At 44.6% G+C, this 17,022-nt stretch carries 14 protein-coding genes and 5 tRNA genes; 6 read left to right on the top strand and 13 right to left on the bottom strand.

Features of this window, described 5'->3' with window-relative positions:
* The first annotated feature begins 213 nt into the window (after window positions 1-213).
* Window positions 214-681 carry a YcxB family protein gene (locus ACFOEE_RS00920; protein WP_377119972.1) on the top strand — a complete coding sequence of 156 codons (468 nt, stop codon included), beginning with the start codon at window positions 214-216 and terminating at the stop codon, window positions 679-681.
* A 176-nt stretch (window positions 682-857) separates the two neighbouring features.
* Here the strand turns inward: ACFOEE_RS00920 and csrA are convergent, their stop codons facing one another.
* The 5 genes from csrA to ACFOEE_RS00945 all read right to left on the bottom strand — a co-directional run bounded on the left by csrA (window position 858) and on the right by ACFOEE_RS00945 (window position 6,134).
* Window positions 858-1,049: a carbon storage regulator CsrA gene (csrA, locus tag ACFOEE_RS00925; RefSeq protein WP_377119974.1), complete on the bottom strand. Its 192-nt coding sequence runs from the start codon at window positions 1,047-1,049 to the stop codon at window positions 858-860.
* A gap of 562 nt (window positions 1,050-1,611) precedes the next feature.
* Window positions 1,612-4,215: an alanine--tRNA ligase gene (gene alaS, locus ACFOEE_RS00930; protein WP_377119976.1), complete on the bottom strand. Its 2,604-nt coding sequence runs from the start codon at window positions 4,213-4,215 to the stop codon at window positions 1,612-1,614.
* A gap of 4 nt (window positions 4,216-4,219) precedes the next feature.
* Window positions 4,220-4,684 (bottom strand): regulatory protein RecX, encoded by a 465-nt coding sequence (locus ACFOEE_RS00935; RefSeq protein WP_377119978.1) that lies wholly within the window; start codon window positions 4,682-4,684, stop codon window positions 4,220-4,222.
* On the bottom strand, window positions 4,684-5,466 hold the full coding sequence (locus ACFOEE_RS00940) for a BPSS1780 family membrane protein (RefSeq protein WP_377119980.1): 783 nt from the start codon (window positions 5,464-5,466) through the stop codon (window positions 4,684-4,686). Before ACFOEE_RS00940 ends, ACFOEE_RS00935 begins: the two co-directional genes overlap by 1 nt.
* Before the next feature lie 44 nt (window positions 5,467-5,510).
* Entirely contained in the window at window positions 5,511-6,134 is a 624-nt protein-coding gene (locus ACFOEE_RS00945) for a GTP cyclohydrolase II (RefSeq protein WP_377119982.1), read from the bottom strand.
* A gap of 194 nt (window positions 6,135-6,328) precedes the next feature.
* Here ACFOEE_RS00945 and ACFOEE_RS00950 point away from each other — a divergent pair, with 194 nt between their 5' ends.
* Genes ACFOEE_RS00950 through ACFOEE_RS00960 form a run of 3 tightly spaced genes read left to right on the top strand, consistent with a single transcriptional unit; the run spans window position 6,329 to window position 9,475 of the window.
* Window positions 6,329-7,507 carry a hypothetical protein gene (locus ACFOEE_RS00950; protein ID WP_377119984.1) on the top strand — a complete coding sequence of 393 codons (1,179 nt, stop codon included), beginning with the start codon at window positions 6,329-6,331 and terminating at the stop codon, window positions 7,505-7,507.
* Complete coding sequence (locus ACFOEE_RS00955) at window positions 7,504-7,929, top strand: hypothetical protein (protein ID WP_377119986.1); 426 nt, start codon at window positions 7,504-7,506, stop codon at window positions 7,927-7,929. Before ACFOEE_RS00950 ends, ACFOEE_RS00955 begins: the two co-directional genes overlap by 4 nt.
* Entirely contained in the window at window positions 7,919-9,475 is a 1,557-nt protein-coding gene (locus ACFOEE_RS00960; RefSeq protein WP_377119988.1) for a sensor domain-containing diguanylate cyclase, read from the top strand. Before ACFOEE_RS00955 ends, ACFOEE_RS00960 begins: the two co-directional genes overlap by 11 nt.
* 11 nt (window positions 9,476-9,486) lie before the next feature.
* Here ACFOEE_RS00960 and ACFOEE_RS00965 read toward each other — a convergent pair whose 3' ends face one another.
* Together ACFOEE_RS00965 and ACFOEE_RS00970 are read right to left on the bottom strand one after the other, a co-directional pair.
* Window positions 9,487-9,993 carry a DUF3087 domain-containing protein gene (locus tag ACFOEE_RS00965; RefSeq protein ID WP_377119990.1) on the bottom strand — a complete coding sequence of 169 codons (507 nt, stop codon included), beginning with the start codon at window positions 9,991-9,993 and terminating at the stop codon, window positions 9,487-9,489.
* A gap of 572 nt (window positions 9,994-10,565) precedes the next feature.
* Window positions 10,566-11,942 (bottom strand): Na+/H+ antiporter NhaC family protein, encoded by a 1,377-nt coding sequence (locus tag ACFOEE_RS00970; protein WP_377119992.1) that lies wholly within the window; start codon window positions 11,940-11,942, stop codon window positions 10,566-10,568.
* A gap of 218 nt (window positions 11,943-12,160) precedes the next feature.
* Between ACFOEE_RS00970 and ACFOEE_RS00975 the strand changes: the two genes are divergently transcribed.
* Complete coding sequence (locus tag ACFOEE_RS00975; protein WP_377119994.1) at window positions 12,161-13,006, top strand: MurR/RpiR family transcriptional regulator; 846 nt, start codon at window positions 12,161-12,163, stop codon at window positions 13,004-13,006.
* Here the strand turns inward: ACFOEE_RS00975 and ACFOEE_RS00980 are convergent.
* The 6 genes from ACFOEE_RS00980 to ACFOEE_RS01005 form a co-directional block, all read right to left on the bottom strand.
* On the bottom strand, window positions 12,991-14,175 hold the full coding sequence (locus tag ACFOEE_RS00980; RefSeq protein WP_377119996.1) for an exo-beta-N-acetylmuramidase NamZ family protein: 1,185 nt from the start codon (window positions 14,173-14,175) through the stop codon (window positions 12,991-12,993). The genes ACFOEE_RS00975 and ACFOEE_RS00980 overlap by 16 nt on opposite strands.
* Before the next feature lie 183 nt (window positions 14,176-14,358).
* Window positions 14,359-14,435 (bottom strand) — tRNA-Arg (locus ACFOEE_RS00985).
* A gap of 37 nt (window positions 14,436-14,472) precedes the next feature.
* Window positions 14,473-14,549: transfer RNA gene (locus tag ACFOEE_RS00990), tRNA-Arg, on the bottom strand.
* Between the two features lie 163 nt (window positions 14,550-14,712).
* Window positions 14,713-14,789: transfer RNA gene (locus ACFOEE_RS00995), tRNA-Arg, on the bottom strand.
* 161 nt (window positions 14,790-14,950) lie between these two features.
* Window positions 14,951-15,027: transfer RNA gene (locus ACFOEE_RS01000), tRNA-Arg, on the bottom strand.
* A 12-nt stretch (window positions 15,028-15,039) separates the two neighbouring features.
* A tRNA-Ser gene (locus ACFOEE_RS01005) sits at window positions 15,040-15,132 on the bottom strand.
* A 705-nt stretch (window positions 15,133-15,837) separates the two neighbouring features.
* On the opposite strand from ACFOEE_RS01005, the gene ACFOEE_RS01010 reads away from it, so the two are divergent.
* Complete coding sequence (locus ACFOEE_RS01010) at window positions 15,838-16,923, top strand: hypothetical protein (protein WP_377119998.1); 1,086 nt, start codon at window positions 15,838-15,840, stop codon at window positions 16,921-16,923.
* The last annotated feature ends 99 nt before the right edge of the window (window positions 16,924-17,022 follow it).

A 17,022-nucleotide genomic window follows, 5' to 3' on the forward strand; every position in this document is an offset into this window, starting at 1 on the left:
ACATGGCTGTTCAAAGCGAAGTGGCTCAAGCTTAGGAACCAAATTTGGAGTGTGCGATCCCCTAATAACTTGAAGTTACAGATAGACGGCTAGTAAGCGAGTCGCAATGAGCATAGACACCCTATGTGAATGGCGCGAGGAACGCCACCAACGCCGCTGCAACTTCAAGTAGGAAAGGTATATAATAGCGAAAACTGTAGCTGTGGTGACAACATGCGTTATTCCTTTAGTTATACCTTAGACAAACCTTTTTACCGTGAGTGCTTTCAAAGTTGTGCACCGTTAACACCGAAAAAAATGCCACGATATGCATTACTGCTGTTATTGGTCGGGCTAGGTATGTTTTCTATTTATGGCCTTAAAGATCATTATCTCGGTACTTTTTTGATCATGCTGGCTATATTGGAATGTGTGGCTAATTACTTTCAGGAACCTTGGTGGGTTACGCGACAAATGTGGTCGCGAGCTGCTGGTACAGACGTACAAGTGATAATTGATGAGCAAGGGATCAAAACAGAGAATCGCGGCAATAAAATGCAGTGGCTATGGGCTGATATTACTGCTGTTGTGCGGACTAACAGTGGTGTGGTTTTTTCCTCCGCTAGAGGAAATCACTATTTAAGCGCTTCGCATATGGAAGAGCAGGTTATTGATTACATTATTAATAAAGCAAAAAAGTAGCCATTTGGCTACTTTTTCATATGCATCTAAACTTGCCTATGGCCGTCACATCAAAGGGTCGATTTTGCGAGTATCCATGCTCTTAAAACCTCAGCAAGCTGCCTTGTAATAATTTAACTCAATAACTCTGAGGTTATTAATACAGTGCACTGCAATGACCTATGATTTAAAGACAGTTACATATTGTCTGAAGAAGGGCCTGTTTTTTCAGCTTGAATTCGCATGTAGATTTCTTCACGGTGTACCGAAACATCTTTTGGCGCGTTAACACCGATACGGACTTGGTTTCCTTTAACACCTAAAACCGTTACTGTCACTTCATCACCAATCATAAGTGTTTCACCGACTCGACGAGTTAGTATTAGCATTCTCTTGCTCCTGTTATTCCAAAATTTAAAAAGATTCCGCTGCAGCTACATTTTAAAGAAAAGTTCTTGTAAAAGTAAGTAAAACTCAACAACTAAATACTTTCCAGAAAATTTCGCTGTAAAGAGCAATTTTTCGTCCTGACTTTTTTACCGCGTCATTATCAAGGTATGCCCAAGGGCTCGCTCCAGTATCAGAGTGCCACTTGTTATAGTTATAACCAAGCTTTTTTCGATTAACCAGCTGAGATTAAGGCAATCTTCTTGCGGCTTTAGATATTAGAAGTAAATATCGAGTGCTACAACAATCATGATGGACAAATAATGGGGGTTAATATTCTCTCTAAAACAGAATTTTGTCGCACCACCACAAAAATCACAAATTGTAAATTCGACTAGCCACACGAGAGAATCTAAGCATTTTCGAAAAATGCCAAAAGAGCGATACTTCAAACCGTATTGAATTGGAATTAATAGCAAGATATATAAATTGAGATGACGCAGAAAATAAAAACGGTGTGAAGCAGACACCTCACACCGTTATCTTACGTAATTTTTATGCTATTTAGGCGGAAACAGCTGCCAACCAAGCTGGTACAGAGGCAAGTGCTGCCGCTAGATTCTCTGGCTGAGAACCACCTGCTTGTGCCATATCTGGACGTCCACCACCTTTACCACCGACTTGTGACGCCATGTGGTTAACTAAATCACCAGCTTTCACTTTCCCAGTCAAATCTTTAGTGACACCAGCAATTAGGCTTACTTTATCGCCTTCGGCTACACCTAAAGCAATAACGCCAGAGCCAATCTTGCTCTTAAGGTCATCCACCATACCGCGCAGTGCTTTGCTTTCAGTACCCGCCACGTTTGCAACCAGTAGTTTGATACCGTTCACTTCAGTGACTGAATCAAGCAAAGAGGCACCCGCCGCAGACGCTAGTTTGTCGTTCAGTTGCGCAACTTGCTTTTCTAAGCCCTTGGCTTTTTCAATTAACGCCGCCACTTTCTCAAGTGCAGAGTTGCTGTCGCCTTTCAAGAGCGCTGCAATTTCCGCTAACTGCTTTTCTTGTTCAGCGACATAAGCAATCGCATCAGCCCCTGTCACCGCTTCGATACGACGCACACCAGCTGCAATACCGCTTTCAGATATGATCTTGAATAAGCCGATATCACCTGCACGATTAACATGCGTACCACCACACAATTCGATGGAGTAGTCGCCAAGGCTGACTACGCGTACTTCGTCGTCGTACTTTTCACCAAATAGTGCCATGGCACCTTTGGCTTTGGCTTCGTCAATAGCCATTAATTCAGTGTGCAGTGCAAAGTTACGGCGGATCTCCGCGTTCACCGCATCTTCAATCTCACGCAATTGCGCTTTACTCACGCCTTCAAAATGAGAGAAGTCAAAACGCAGGCGATCAGGCATCACCAATGAGCCTTTTTGCGCCACGTGTTCGCCTAATGCTTGGCGCAGTGCTTCGTGTAGGATATGCGTCGCGGTGTGGTTTTTCTTAATACGGTCTCGGCGCTCAGCGTCGATATGCGCATCAACTTTGTCGTTCACACCAATACGGCCAATGATTTTGCCTTTGTGCGCAAACGCATTACCAAGTTTAGTGGTATCCAAAACTTGGAATTCACCACCCGCCACTTTCAACACGCCCGTGTCACCAACCTGACCACCCGACTCAGCGTAGAATGGTGTACGGTCTAATACCACAATGCCATCTTGACCATCTTCAAGCACACTCACTTTCTGGCCTTGATGGAAAAGTTCAATCACGGTACCGCTATGGTGTACCGCTTCGTAGCCTTTAAAGTCCGTGTGTTTATCTGATTTCAACAATTCGTTGTAATCAGCGCCAAACTTTCCTGCTTGTTGAGCTTTACGACGCTGCGCTTCCATATGTTCTTGGAAACCACGCTCATCAATCGTCATAAAACGCTCACGCGCAACGTCTGCGGTTAAATCAGCTGGGAAACCATAGGTATCATACAATTTGAATACCAGCTCACCTGGGATCACATCACCTTGGATATCGGCTAAACTTTCTTCCAAAATCGCCAGACCACGGTCTAAGGTTTTGCCAAATTGCTCTTCTTCGATACGTAAGACTTTCTCAATAATCGCCTGTTGTTTAGCAAGCTCAGGGTAAGCTACCCCCATTTGCTCTACTAACGCGACCACAAGTTTGTGGAAGAATGGTTCCGTTGCACCTAGCTTGTTACCATGACGCACGGCACGGCGGATAATACGGCGTAACACATAACCACGACCTTCGTTAGAAGGCATCACGCCATCAGCAATCAAGAATGCACATGAACGAATGTGGTCAGCTACTACGCGTAACGATTTGTCTTCTAAATCTTGTGCATTGGTTGCCACCGCGGCGGCTTTAATCAAACCTTGGAACAGGTCAATTTCATAGTTTGAATGCACACCCTGCATAATAGCAGAAATACGCTCAAGACCCATCCCCGTGTCAACTGACTGCTGTGGTAATGGCTCCATAGTACCGTCAGCATGACGGTTAAACTGCATGAAAACTAAGTTCCAAATCTCGATAAAGCGGTCGCCATCTTCTTCTGGAGAACCCGGTGGGCCACCCCAAATATGGTCGCCGTGGTCAAAGAAAATTTCTGAACACGGGCCGCAAGGACCTGTATCACCCATTGACCAAAAGTTATCTGCGGTGGCAATACGGATGATCTTTTCTGCTGGTACGCCAACAGTTTTATTCCAAATATCAAACGCTTCATCATCTTCATGATAAACCGTGACAAGCAGCTTTTCTGCTGGGAGCTGTAAAACTGTGGTCAGGAAATTCCACGCTAAAGTGATGGCATCACGCTTGAAGTAATCGCCAAAACTAAAGTTACCGAGCATTTCAAAGAAAGTATGGTGACGCGCAGTATAACCGACGTTTTCCAAGTCGTTGTGCTTACCACCGGCACGCACGCAACGTTGTGAACTGGCGGCACGGGTGTATGGACGCTTTTCTGCGCCTAAAAATACGTCTTTAAATTGCACCATCCCAGCATTGGTAAATAGCAAAGTGGCATCATTACCTGGGATCAATGAACTAGAAGGCACCACTTGGTGCTGATTTTTCGCAAAAAAATCTAAAAAACTCTGCCTGATTTCAGCGGTAGTCATGTGCTGCATGTGATTATTCACCTATTTGTGCTGCTTGCATTGCATATGCGATTTCATCAAAGCCAAATCCTCGACCTGCCATATAACGCTGGCGCTTGGCTTTTTCTTGATAATCTTTGTTATTAAACGGTTTAAGAAACTTCTTATTATAGGCATTGCAGGCCTGCTCATACCAGTCTATTTGCAGGTCATTGAGGTAATTTTCTACTGCCTGTCTTGCAACACCTTTTGCGTAGGCTTCTGCCATGATCCGCTGGCGTCCTACCCCTTTTTCCAACTGGCGTCTTACGTATTGTTCACAAAAACGCGCATCGTCAATATATCCGAGCTTTTCACACCAAGCCAGCAAGGCCTGAACAAAAGCTTCACCCTGACATTTTTGCCGAAGTTTTTGAGTCAGTTGGGTCTTACTGTAATCCCGCCGCGACAGCAGCCACACCGCATAGCGGCGCAGCTTTTGCTGTTCTTTGTCATCCATTAGGCGTCAAATCTGTCCGCAGCAACTACACTCGTAGTTTGCTCGGCAGAATCCTTTGCTGTTGCCATATCACTAAAGATTGTCTGATATGCAACAAAAAAACCTATATACGATATGGGTAACACGGCTAACAACGGGATCAATTGTAATGGTAGCGAAATCACCACCGCAAACGCAACCAGCAAACCAAACACGGTCAGCGGCGCGACATTGCGTGTGAACACTTGAAATGACAGCTGGATTGCCGACCACAAAGGTACATTTTTGAAATAAACTAGCGGTAAAGCAAAGGCAAAAGCCATGTAATTGAGCGTTAATGCCATCACAAACAACAGGATATTGCCAACATCAAAGGCACCAGCTAGTTGCTCAAGCAGTTGTTCTGGCGTGGTCGTTTCTGAAGTTTGTTGCATCACCGCGACAACATCAGCAAAGAGAAACCCTGCTAATTGTGCCACCAGCAAAGCCACTAACACTTGGCACAGCGCCAAACGAAACACTCCCAGCCGACGACCTTTGCTCAGCAGCGGCTGTAAAATACTCGACAGCTGAATAGTTTGCCCTTGTTGCTTGCTAACCACAGCTTGGTAGAGGCCCAAGGTCAGAAAAGGCGCGATAAGTGCTGCGGCAATATTCAAAATAGGCGCAAGTAAGGGCACCACACTCACTATGATGATAAATAAATGCATCATGACAAACGTGAATGGCTGAGTTTTAAACACTCGCCATCCTGCTTTTAACCACACCATGCCTTGTGAGGCACGAAAAACCTTAAAATTCAACACGACCTCTTATTAATACCGAGACGAAACTAGGCACTATCTTATCAAGGTTTACTGATCTTTTTAATATCAAGCATATGAGAACCATGCTGGATTTTAGTTTCAAGGTAGGCGCGGTTACCAACATGACCCGATTTAATGTGCGCATGTGTGCCAACCACACTTTCGACTTCAATACCTGCATCGCGCAGCGCATTAAGTTTTTTCGGGTTATTGGTCATCAATCGGACTTGTTTGATGTTCAACGCCTGAAGCATTAAAACGGCATCACTAAACTCTCGCAAATCATCTGCAAAACCCAAATGATTATTGGCCTCGTAGGTGTTCATGCCCTGAGATTGTAAAACATAAGCATCAATTTTATTGTAAAGCCCAATACCGCGGCCTTCTTGGCGCAGATACAAGAGAATACCGCCTTGTTGGTGCATTAACTCAATACTTTCGTTAAGCTGCTCACCACAATCACAGCGAGAGGAGTGAAACACATCACCAGTTAAACATTCCGAATGCATTCTTATAAGCGGCGTATGTTGATTTTGGTCGGCTTGATTAAAAATCACCGCAACATGTTCAACACCATCTTTAAGGCCACTAAAAGAAACGATTTCAGCAGGGATATGACTGCGCTGCCCCACATTCAGCTCAACTCTTGCTCTTACTTGTGCCACGACGTCTAACCTTTCTCAATTATCGTGATATTATCACATAAACTCATTACTATTGCTAATATATGGGAGCGAATAGTGTTAAACACAAGCACAACTGTAAGTGAAAATGTGCTACGCTTGTATTGCAACTCTTAAAATAAATTTAAAATTCTATGCGCTCATTAATTGCCGTTACCTTGCTTTGCAGCTCGACTATGGCTGCTGCAGAAGTAAAACTCGATGCTTTTGTGAATATCGGAGCTTTTGCCAGCAACTCTGAGTATGTTGGTGTGCGTTCTCAAGTGAGTCAGCACGATGCTGTTTTTGCAGGCCAACTCGATTGGAAACAGCTCAGCTCAGCGGGCCTTCAAGCAGAATGGCAACTCTCTCAAGAATGGCAAATAATAGGTCAGGCGATTATTAAAGATGACGCCTCACATGATGCTGAAGATAGAATAAAACTCGCATTTGTGCGCTATTCACCAACCCCAAATATTACCCTAAGAGCTGGCCGGACAGCCTTTGATCTCTACATGATGACTGATTTTAGAGATATAGGTTACGCTTACAGCACAACCCATTTACCAACCGAGTTTTACGGTATTATCCCCAATGAAAGCGTAGATGGATTAGATATCAGCTATAAAAGTAATACCGATTTAGGTTTGCTCACCACCAAAGCTTACTTTGGCAAAAGTACTGCGCCGATTATCAGTGATGGGGATTTTCGCTGGGACTTTACTGCGGACAATATCATGGGTTTGGTGCTGCAATTAGAGCAAGATAACTGGCTGTTTCGCGCCAATCACACACTCACTGAAGCTGATGACGGTTATCCAGGGCAACAAGAATTAGTTGGTGGTTTAGCTCAAGTTCCACCCAATATCTGGCCTATGGCCATGGAATTGAAAGATTCTTTACAATTTACCAATACCAAACTGCGCTACAGCGCCCTAGGTTTACGCTTTGACAATATCGATTATGTGGTGCAGTCAGAAGTTTCGTTTGTCGACTCACGCAGTATTTTATTGAATAATTTGTTGAGTGCCTATATCAGTGTCAGTAAACGCGTGGCTGAGCACACATTTACCTTTACCCACGCCCATATTCAAGCGGATGCACCCGAGATAGCTGAACCTCTGGTAGCGCTACCACCGCTGATGGTATTGTACGATGCTGTGAAAACCGCAACCGACTTCTACCGTTTACGTCAAGACAGTTATTCTTTGAGTTGGCGCTATGATCTCTCTGATACTTGGGCAGTAAAGTGTCAGTACGACTTTAACAAAGTCGCGCATCAGCCATCAGGCTTATATTTACATGATTTCACTCAGCCTGAAGATAAGACATTTTCTTCATTTAGTATCACCAGTAACTGGATTTTCGAACTATGAAGGCGCTGCTGTTTTGTATCCTACTGCTCGCTAACAGCGTCATCGCAAAAGCTTCAGAGAGCATCGTCGTGATAACGAACATCAACAACCCTGTCTTACATGTATCACAGCGCACCCTGATTGATTTATACATGGGTAAATTACAAGCTTTTGATAATGGCAGCCCAGCCTTGCCTATTGATATCAGCTCCGAAGATCCGCTTAAACAACATTTTTATGAGCGTCTTACTGGTCGTAGCTTAAGTCAGATAAACGCTTATCGTTCAAGAATAAAATTCAGCGGCAAAGCTTCAACACCAGTTGCTATGCCAAATTCTGATGCCATAATCAAAGCAGTGTCCAGAGATCCGCTTGCCATAGGCTATATTTGGGCCAAAGATGTCACGGATCAAGTGAAGGTGGTGTTCACGCTTGATAAATAAGTCTAGCTTAATCATAAGGTTAACCTTAGCGCTAGCTCTTGCCAGTGTTCTCTTTGGTGCGCTCTACTCTCAGCTCTACTACCGCAGTGTTTATTCTGATGCTTTGACTCGTTCCAATGAAGTGATCAAACAAATAGGACAAACGGTTTCTGCCACGGCCTCAATTGCCGCGTACCTTGAAGACAAAGATCTCGCCATCGAAGTGCTCAATGGCCTTATCAGTAACGATGTGATACTTGCTGCGCAAATCAATGTCGATAAACAAACATTAGCAAGAAGTAGTCTTTACAAAGGCCAAGCGGGTAATATGTTTACTTTAGCGCATCCCTTTATACCCAATGCACAGGTGGGGGAAATAGTATTAGTGCCAAATGAAGTATTTATCCGTGCTCAGGCTGATACCATCGCCAGTGAAAGCCTGCAAACTTTGCTACTAGTCACATCACCAATGCTACTCTTCTTTGTGCTCTTGGCATACATTTTAGTAACTCGACCAATGAGTGCGATTTCTCGGCAACTCTTATTATTGCCCCCAGGAGAAGAACAACGGCTTGCGATTCCGAAAAACCACCATCATAGCGAAATTGGGCAAATTGCCCACAGTGTTAATCTACTATTAGATAAGACTCAGGATTTGTTCTCGCAAGAACGAGAATTACGGGATGCTATTGCCACGCTTGAACAACGTTTTCGGATGATGTTTGAACGCGCATCTACCCCCACACTATTGGTGCATAACAGTGGTGAAGTCGACTTAGCTAATGACGCTGCGCAAGACTTGCTAGTTGGCCTAAACGTTGACTATGAAGGAACCTTCCCCGATATGTTATTGCCTCTGTGCAAATCTCCAGAGCTGCTGCAAAATCTCTTCAATGATTGCCTTGCACACCGCACTGTTAAACAGTTGGAGATTGAGTTTGAAAGCGGACTGACGCATTTTCCTGTGTGGTTAAATATTATTTTGATCCCCACTGTGAGTGATGAAGGGTTGTATTTACAAGCGTTTATTAACGATGTCAGCTATAAACGCAATATGATCAAGGAGCTTAAACAAAAAGCACAGTTTGATCCGCTCACCGGTCTTAACAATCGCTATGGCGCTGAGCTAAAACTACGGTTTTGGCTTGATAATCAAATTCCTTTTGCATTGCTTTTGGTTGATCTAGATAAGTTTAAGCCGATAAACGATATTTATGGTCATAATGCTGGGGACGCAATGCTTAAGCACATCGCAGTTAAGCTCAAAGAATGCGTACGTAATGACGACTTAGTCGCCCGTTGGGGCGGCGACGAGTTTATTGTTGCAGTGCCGCACATCAGTAAAGAAGGTTTAACGAAAATCGCGGCACATTTGGTTAGTAATGCCGCCGCCGCCATGTCCTATAACAAAGAAGGTCAGGTCTTGTCTCTGCGTATTAGCGCCTCGGTTGGGGTTGCAAGCTTCCCCAACCATGCCGACTCATTACATGAGTTAATTGAAAAAGCCGATAGCGCTATGTATCGAGTTAAGCAATCCAGCCGCAATAACTTCGCATTTTATGAGTAAAGCTTGAGTACTTAATATTGCTTGAGACTAGCAGGGTCGTAGCGTGAGACATCCAACGTCACTTGATATTTCTCAGCCAAAGCATTCAGTTCGGTTTGCCAACGCGCCAAATCGTCCATCGTTATGGTGTTATCGTCCAGCTGCCACAATTGCCGAGATCCGCTGTAGCTAAAATGAATAGCTTGGAGTGCCGTCACATCGCCCTGCTCTGCCGCCTTTTTTAACTTAGCCATTTTTCGAGTAAGCTGATTTAGGGCCTGTTTTAATTCCCACACATAAACCACTTCTGTCATAAATGGGTGACGGCGATAATGATTTAGCACGCTCCCTATCACTGCACAAGTCACGACCACCCCAAGCAAGTTCCAATGGAAATGACTGCCGCTTTGGTCTGGAAACAATAGAATAAATAGCTGTGCAATCGCTAAGCTCCCGATGGTAAGTGCCGCAATACAAGCCCAAATGACATAATTTAAATGTTTGCGGTAGCGCGGTTTATCTATTTCACGTAATTGCATGTCAAAATACCTCTGAGAAACGCCGCAACTTTCCGGCTATTTGGTTATCGCATTTTACCCGAAGGGGGAAAAAACTAAAAAAATTTCATCCCTTTTTCTGCTGGCAAGTGTTAGCAGTAATATTCAATTCAACGCAACGCGACACAGAAATAAACATTGACTGATCTTTTGCGCAAATGCCATCAAACACTCCGGTGAACAAGCGAAAGCTGCTGCCACGACCAACAGAGGCCACACCATAACCACCGCGCATAGCATCAGAAACAATCAATCCTGACTCTAATATCACTGATACTATTTTGGGTATAGCAGGACCTACTAGCAGCGCACCTATCTTACCAACGTTTGCAGACCCACAGGAAAATCAAGCATCGCCTATCGTACCGATCAATCCAAGTTACCCACCCGAAGCCACTATCAGGACCGCAGAGCCGAAACGAATTTTTGACAGAGCAGCAATAAGTTCCAGAAAACATAAAGCCAGCACAATGGCTGGCCTTACAAAGAAGCGCAAACGGCGAAATTTCTACCATTAGCATGTTAGGGAGTAAGCCTACTAGTTATAGCAGCCCTTAGAGCATTATCACGCTGGCAATAAAGAATGCGATTAAAGACAACACACCACCCACTAACGCATACGGCAGCTGGGTTTTAACGTGGGTCAATAAATCGCAACCTGACGCCAGCGCAGATACCGCAGTGGTATCAGAAATAGGCGAACAATGGTCGCCAAAAATCCCGCCACTTAAAATAGCGCCTACAACTAAAGCGGGCGGTAAACCGAGTGCTTGAATAAGTGGCACGCCAATGGGGATCAAAATCGCAAAGGTACCCCACGATGTCCCCGTAGTAAACGACATCACGGCGCCAGTTAAAAATAGCGCTGGCACTATCAAATACAGCGGTAAATAATCACCGACCAAAGACGCGACGAACACACCTGTGCCCAAGGATTTTAAACTGGCACCTAAAGTCAGCGATAACAGTACTATGCTCACCAGCGGCAATAGTTCGCCCATGCCTTTAAAGCCAATCTCCATCAGCTCGCCATGATTGAAGCGTTTAGCCTGTAACAACAGTATATAAGCCACACTACACGCCAGAATAGTTGCGTACAGTACCGACTTAGAGCCGCTACCACTCGCAAGCACGCCATCACCGGTCCAGAACATAAAACCAATCATACTAATAATCAGCGTCGCAAGCGGCACTAACATAAAGCGCGATTTGCTTGCTTGTGGTCCACTGGCAAGCGGCGTATCAAGCTGTTGCAACTGCTGCTCGGCTTCTTTCATCGGCCCGTGCACTTTATCAAACGCAATGGTATAGGCGACAATTAACAAGGCGAAAATGGCATAAAAGTTAAACGCCACACTCCCCCACAGCACGCTGACCGCGGATTGCTCTAATTCATAATTGCTGAGCAAACCAAGTACATAAGCGCCCCAGCCATTAAGTAAAATCAAGATACACACTGGCGCGCTAGTGCTGTCAATAATATAAGCGAGACGCGCACGACTCATTTTAAATTTATCGAATAAACCACGCGCAACTATCCCTGAAGTCAGCACACTCATATTAGATTCAATAAACACCGCCATCCCAGTAAACATAGTGAGGAAGCCTACCTGACGTTTACTTTTCGCCACACCACGGCGCAGCAGCATATTCACCGTCGCCGCGACGCCACCTGATTCGCGGATAAATGCCAATAACGCACCAATGATGATACTGAAAATTAGAATGCGGCTGTTGCCGGGTGATGTTGCCACACTCACCATACGTTCAATGCTACCGACAAAAGTGCCCGACAACAGATTACTTTGGTCGTGGATGGCAAGTAGCAATTCTGATGACATCAGCGCCAACACCAGCGCTAAAATGACTTCCTTACGCCAAAACACCACCACGATCGCGATAAGCGGTGGCAAAATCGAGTACCAGGTCATAAATCCTCATTTGCCTCTCAACACAGGCATGTTCAGCTTACTAAAAGTCAACTAGCTTAATCAGTTATTACCAACTTGCCAAGCTAAACTCAGTGCTACAGCGCAAGATAAGACACCCAAACACCCAGACGGCTTGCCATAAAAATTTCCAAAAACACTATCGTACCGTTCCGAATGAACCTATAATGGATACAAAAATAACAAGTTACTAGGTTGGCATGTCATTATTTGTAAAAATCAACGCGCTGTTGCCCAGTTTGTCAAACAGTGAAAGTAAACTCGCGCACTATACTCTCAACCACTCCGCAGAGATCCGTGCATTGTCATCGATTGAGTTAGCCAAAATGGCCAACGTCAGTCAATCAAGCGTAGTCAAGTTTGCCCAGAAACTCGGTTATCGCGGCTTTCCCGACTTTAAGCTCGGTGTGGTCGATGCTTTAAACCAGCAGAATCAGCAGGTATCCCCTGTTGATAATAAAATTACCAACAACGACACGCTCAATACCATTGCAGAAAAGCTTATCCAGCTCAAACATCAAGCCCTACTTGATACAGTCCAGCTCAATGATACACAAAAAACCGATGCCGTGATCGGCCGTTTAAAAGCGGCAAAGCGCGTGCTCTTTGTTGCTGAAGGCAGCTCCGCCTTAGTCGCCAAAGATGCGGTATTTAAACTCCAAAAGCTTGGTGTCAATGCCCAGTGTGAGCCGGATTTAATCAGTACAGTGAATAGCTTAAGTGGCCTTGCTAAAGATGATGTATTGTTTATTATTAGCGATACTGGTGAGCGTAAAAATCTGCAAAAGCTTGCCAGGCAAGCCAAACAACAAGACTGCCAAGTGATCTTACTAACCCGCTACAATATCGGCGCGCTCAGTGACCATGCCGACATCACCTTACACACCATCAGTGGTCAAGATCCTATTGAGCACAGTGCGATAATCACACGTGCATCACAAAGCTTTGTGTTAGATGTGCTATTTATCGCATTGTCACAGTCTAATTTACATTGGCAAAAGCGCGTCCAAAAAGCCAATGAGAATATCCGTCAATTCTTAGATTGAACAGCCTCTACCGTTGCTTTATGCACCTCGCGTGCATAAAGCAAATAAGGTTGCCGTTTGAGCTTAAACCGCGCCAGATCTGCTTGCCAACTCGCGACCACACTCTCCAAACTCTCACCTTTATTGAGCGCAAGCCGCACCTTGTCAGTACCTGCTAGTTTGTCAAAAAAGCGCTCGCTGGTGATAAGCTCAGTCTTCGCATCACGAAATAACTTTGCCGTCTGCCACAATAAGGACAGATCCAAGCCTTGGCTGGTTAGCGTCCGCAGATCTAAACCATATAAATGCTGACCTTCGAGTTTCGGCTTAGCCGCACCAAAGTTAGGTTTAGGGGTAAAACTAAAATTGCCGAGTTTTACCTTGTCGTGGCCGATAACTTGAAATGGCCAATCACTACCTCTGCCTATTGAGACTTGGGTAGGTTCAAACAAACACAGCGATGGATACCAAGCAATCGCCTGTGCATTCGGTAAATTCGGACTAGGTGAAACTGGCAACGCGTAGCTCATACTGGCATCATAATCTGCAACAGGAATAACCTTAAGCTGCAACTTCTCGCTGCCGGCAAACCAATTTTCGCCCTTAATCATCTGCGCCAATTCACCAACCGTCATGCCGTGTAGCAGAGGAATAGGATGCATGCCAACAAAAGAGCGAAAAGGCGCCTCTAGCACTGGGCCATCGACATAGGCGATATTGGGGTTTGGTCGGTCTAATACAATAAACTCAAGACCCTGCTCGGCTGCACTTTCCATCATATAGTGCATGGACGAGATATAAGTGTAAAAACGCGCGCCAACATCCTGAATGTCAAACACCAATACATCGAGATCTTGCAGCCAATGCGGTGCTGGCTTTTTGCTCGCGCCGTAAATCGACACTATCGGTAAACCCGATTTCAGATCAATACCATCAGCTATGCTAGCCCCGGCGTCAGCGTCACCACGAAAACCATGCTCAGGTGCAAAAATACGTTTTACCTCAATACCTTTAGCTTGCAACACATCAACCAGATGGGCATCTTTAACTAAAGATGTGTGATTCACTATCAGGCCCACTTTTTTACCTTGTAATAATGGTAAATAAGCGCCCAATTGCTCTGCAGCAACTGTCAATGCGTAACTTGGGAGAGTAAAGAGTAAACAACTAATAATCAGTAAATAGCGCATACTGGACAACAACCACGTTCAACTTGGGAGTGTAGTTTAGCGTGATCAGTCGAAGAAGCGCGATGGTTTTTGCGTTTTTGTCTAATCGAGCTGTGAGCCTAGCGGCAACGCGGAGGAAAGTTGATTTTACGCAGGCCAAAAACAAAAAAACCAACTTTCGTTGGCTTTTGCTTCAAGTGAAGATGGCGGACGCGAGAGGATTCGAACCTCTGACCGCCTGGTTCGTAGCCAGGTACTCTATCCAGCTGAGCTACGCGTCCGCATCGGTGTTCTTCATCTTTAACCACTTGAAGTAAGTGGCGGACGCGAGAGGATTCGAACCTCTGACCGCCTGGTTCGTAGCCAGGTACTCTATCCAGCTGAGCTACGCGTCCGCATATTGTTTTCGGAGCCTAAATACATCCTGTAGCATGGTTCCGGCTCGTCGTCCTGACTCGCTTTCATCGAACTGCAAAGCTTCGCTTTGGTTTCTCTGAAACCAGCTGAGCTACGCGTCCGCATTAGGTTGCTCTTCATTTTTAACCACTTGAAGAAAAGTGGCGGACGCGAGAGGATTCGAACCTCTGACCGCCTGGTTCGTAGCCAGGTACTCTATCCAGCTGAGCTACGCGTCCGTATATTGTTTTCGGAGCCTAAATACATCCTGTAGCATGGTTCCGGCTCGTCGTCCTGACTCGCTTTCATCGAACTGCAAAGCTGCGCTTTGGTTTCTCTGAAACCAGCTGAGCTACGCGTCCGTATTGGTGTTCTTCATCTTTATCCACTTGAAGAAAAGTGGCGGACGCGAGAGGATTCGAACCTCTGACCGCCTGGTTCGTAGCCAGGTACTCTATCCAGCTGAGCTACGCGTCCGGAGTACAAGAATGGCGGAGAAGGGGGGATTCGAACCCCCGATAGGGCTACAAACCCTATACTCCCTTAGCAGGGGAGCGCCTTCAGCCTCTCGGCCACCTCTCCGTCTTGTGGGGCGTATAATAATGGGTTGAGAAAATAAGTCAAACACTTTTCTTGTAAAAACAGTCTATATGGTGATAGATTGCACAGCTCGGCCTAAAAAAGTGAATCTTCTTGGCTATAAACTCGGCTTAGGGCTAAGTTTTTCTGAATTATCTGTGAACTGTCCTGCGTCAGATTTACGCGGAGTGGAAAACTGCTCCATGTTATCGAGATATCCTAAAGCATGAAACTGACTCATGCATGCGCGATAGTAAGTAAGTCGTTCGGCATCAACATCCTGAGATTTTTTTTGTTTTTCTGACATGGCTGAAGGTCGTGTTGCTCCTGAAAGATATCCAGAGAGTATAAATAATCAACAACAGCTTTGCTATTTAACAACTTGAAGCTTGCCCATCGGTTAAGATTTACTTTCGCAGCAACTTAAAAACAATTATTTTAAATCAATAACATAACTATATAATTACTCTTAATGTAAGATAAATCGCACATAAAATTACGATAAAATTACCCCTCCAATTATACATAACAATATGAGTTATCGCTTAAAAGCATTTATCCCCCTCAATTTAGCACTTGCAAAAGCCCTCCCCAATTCACTGCACACAGAAAAAGGAACAAATCACATTTACAAAAAAGACAAGCAAAGATAACATCACCTCATTATTCACAGGTTGGATAATGTGTTTTAGAATAAGGATATTAACTATGAAAATCAGTAATATAAGTCACTTTTTTATAGGCTTTTCAGTACTTAGCGCTGTATATTTATCACCCGCAACAGCAGCCGATCAAAAAGTTTATGAAGGGGAGCTGTGCTATGGCTGTGATGCAAGCAATGCAGCAATATTTGCGAAAAAGTATGCACCTAAACTCACTTGCTATGATGGCGGTGGGCAGTTTGACCAGAATGATGGGCAACAGTGTTACTCCACAGCTCAAGCGGTGGTGATTTTTAATGGTACAACGAAGCAAAAATGGTTGTTTAACGTCTCCCACTCCATACAAGGGCAAGCAGCGTCAATTGCTTCTGACAGTATAAGCGTTAGCCCTTTACCATTACCACAGGACTTAAACACCCTCACTGGTGATATCATTGACTATTATGATGCTTGGGATAGAGCAACTAAAGCGGTCTCTGACTATTATAGTTCACCTACCGTGCAGGCAACATTGAATCATAGTCAAACTCATGTAGAAATGGCTTCCGGAAACTTTTGCGAAAACGAAGCGGTGACTCACGCACTGAATGCAGCTTTTGATCCTAGAATCCGTACCGCAATTCAAGAACAAACTGAAAGTCAGCTGATTAAAGAGTTCGGTAGTCTTAATAACGCTTATACCGCAAGAAGATTAACTTCACTCAAATTTACGGTTGGAATAACAAGTATTGATGAAAATGGAACTGTTGAGTATCTACCCGATACCAGAACGGTCAACATGGATTTTTATGACCCTGCCAATGGGCACCATCGTGTTGTCTATAACGTCGATTTAAGCCAAGGTATTGATATACGATTAAACGAGGATATGACTAAGTTTGCAGGGATAAAACTAGGTAATATGAAACGTGCCACAGCACCAATCGAAGGCGTCCCTGCTTGCCTTATCGAAAAAATGAACTCGTATTATCCAGCGACAGTGACTGGTAGCAATTCTTCTGGGATGACAATTAGTTTACCCGCCGATTACAACCGTTCACCAGGGGTTAGCTTAGGTGGTGGTAGATGTAAATGGACATTTTACAACCGAGCTGGTGAAGCTATGTTTTCTTACATGGGTAGTTGCCCTTAGCCAAATCAACGATCAGGCTTTAGTAAAAGCATAATTTGGACGTTAGACAAATTGATTGTGGCGCTTTTACCCTTTAAGTTTTCGCAAAACCAACTTTGT

Source organism: Pseudoalteromonas fenneropenaei, assembly GCF_042643375.1.
Lineage (GTDB): Bacteria > Pseudomonadota > Gammaproteobacteria > Enterobacterales > Alteromonadaceae > Pseudoalteromonas > Pseudoalteromonas fenneropenaei.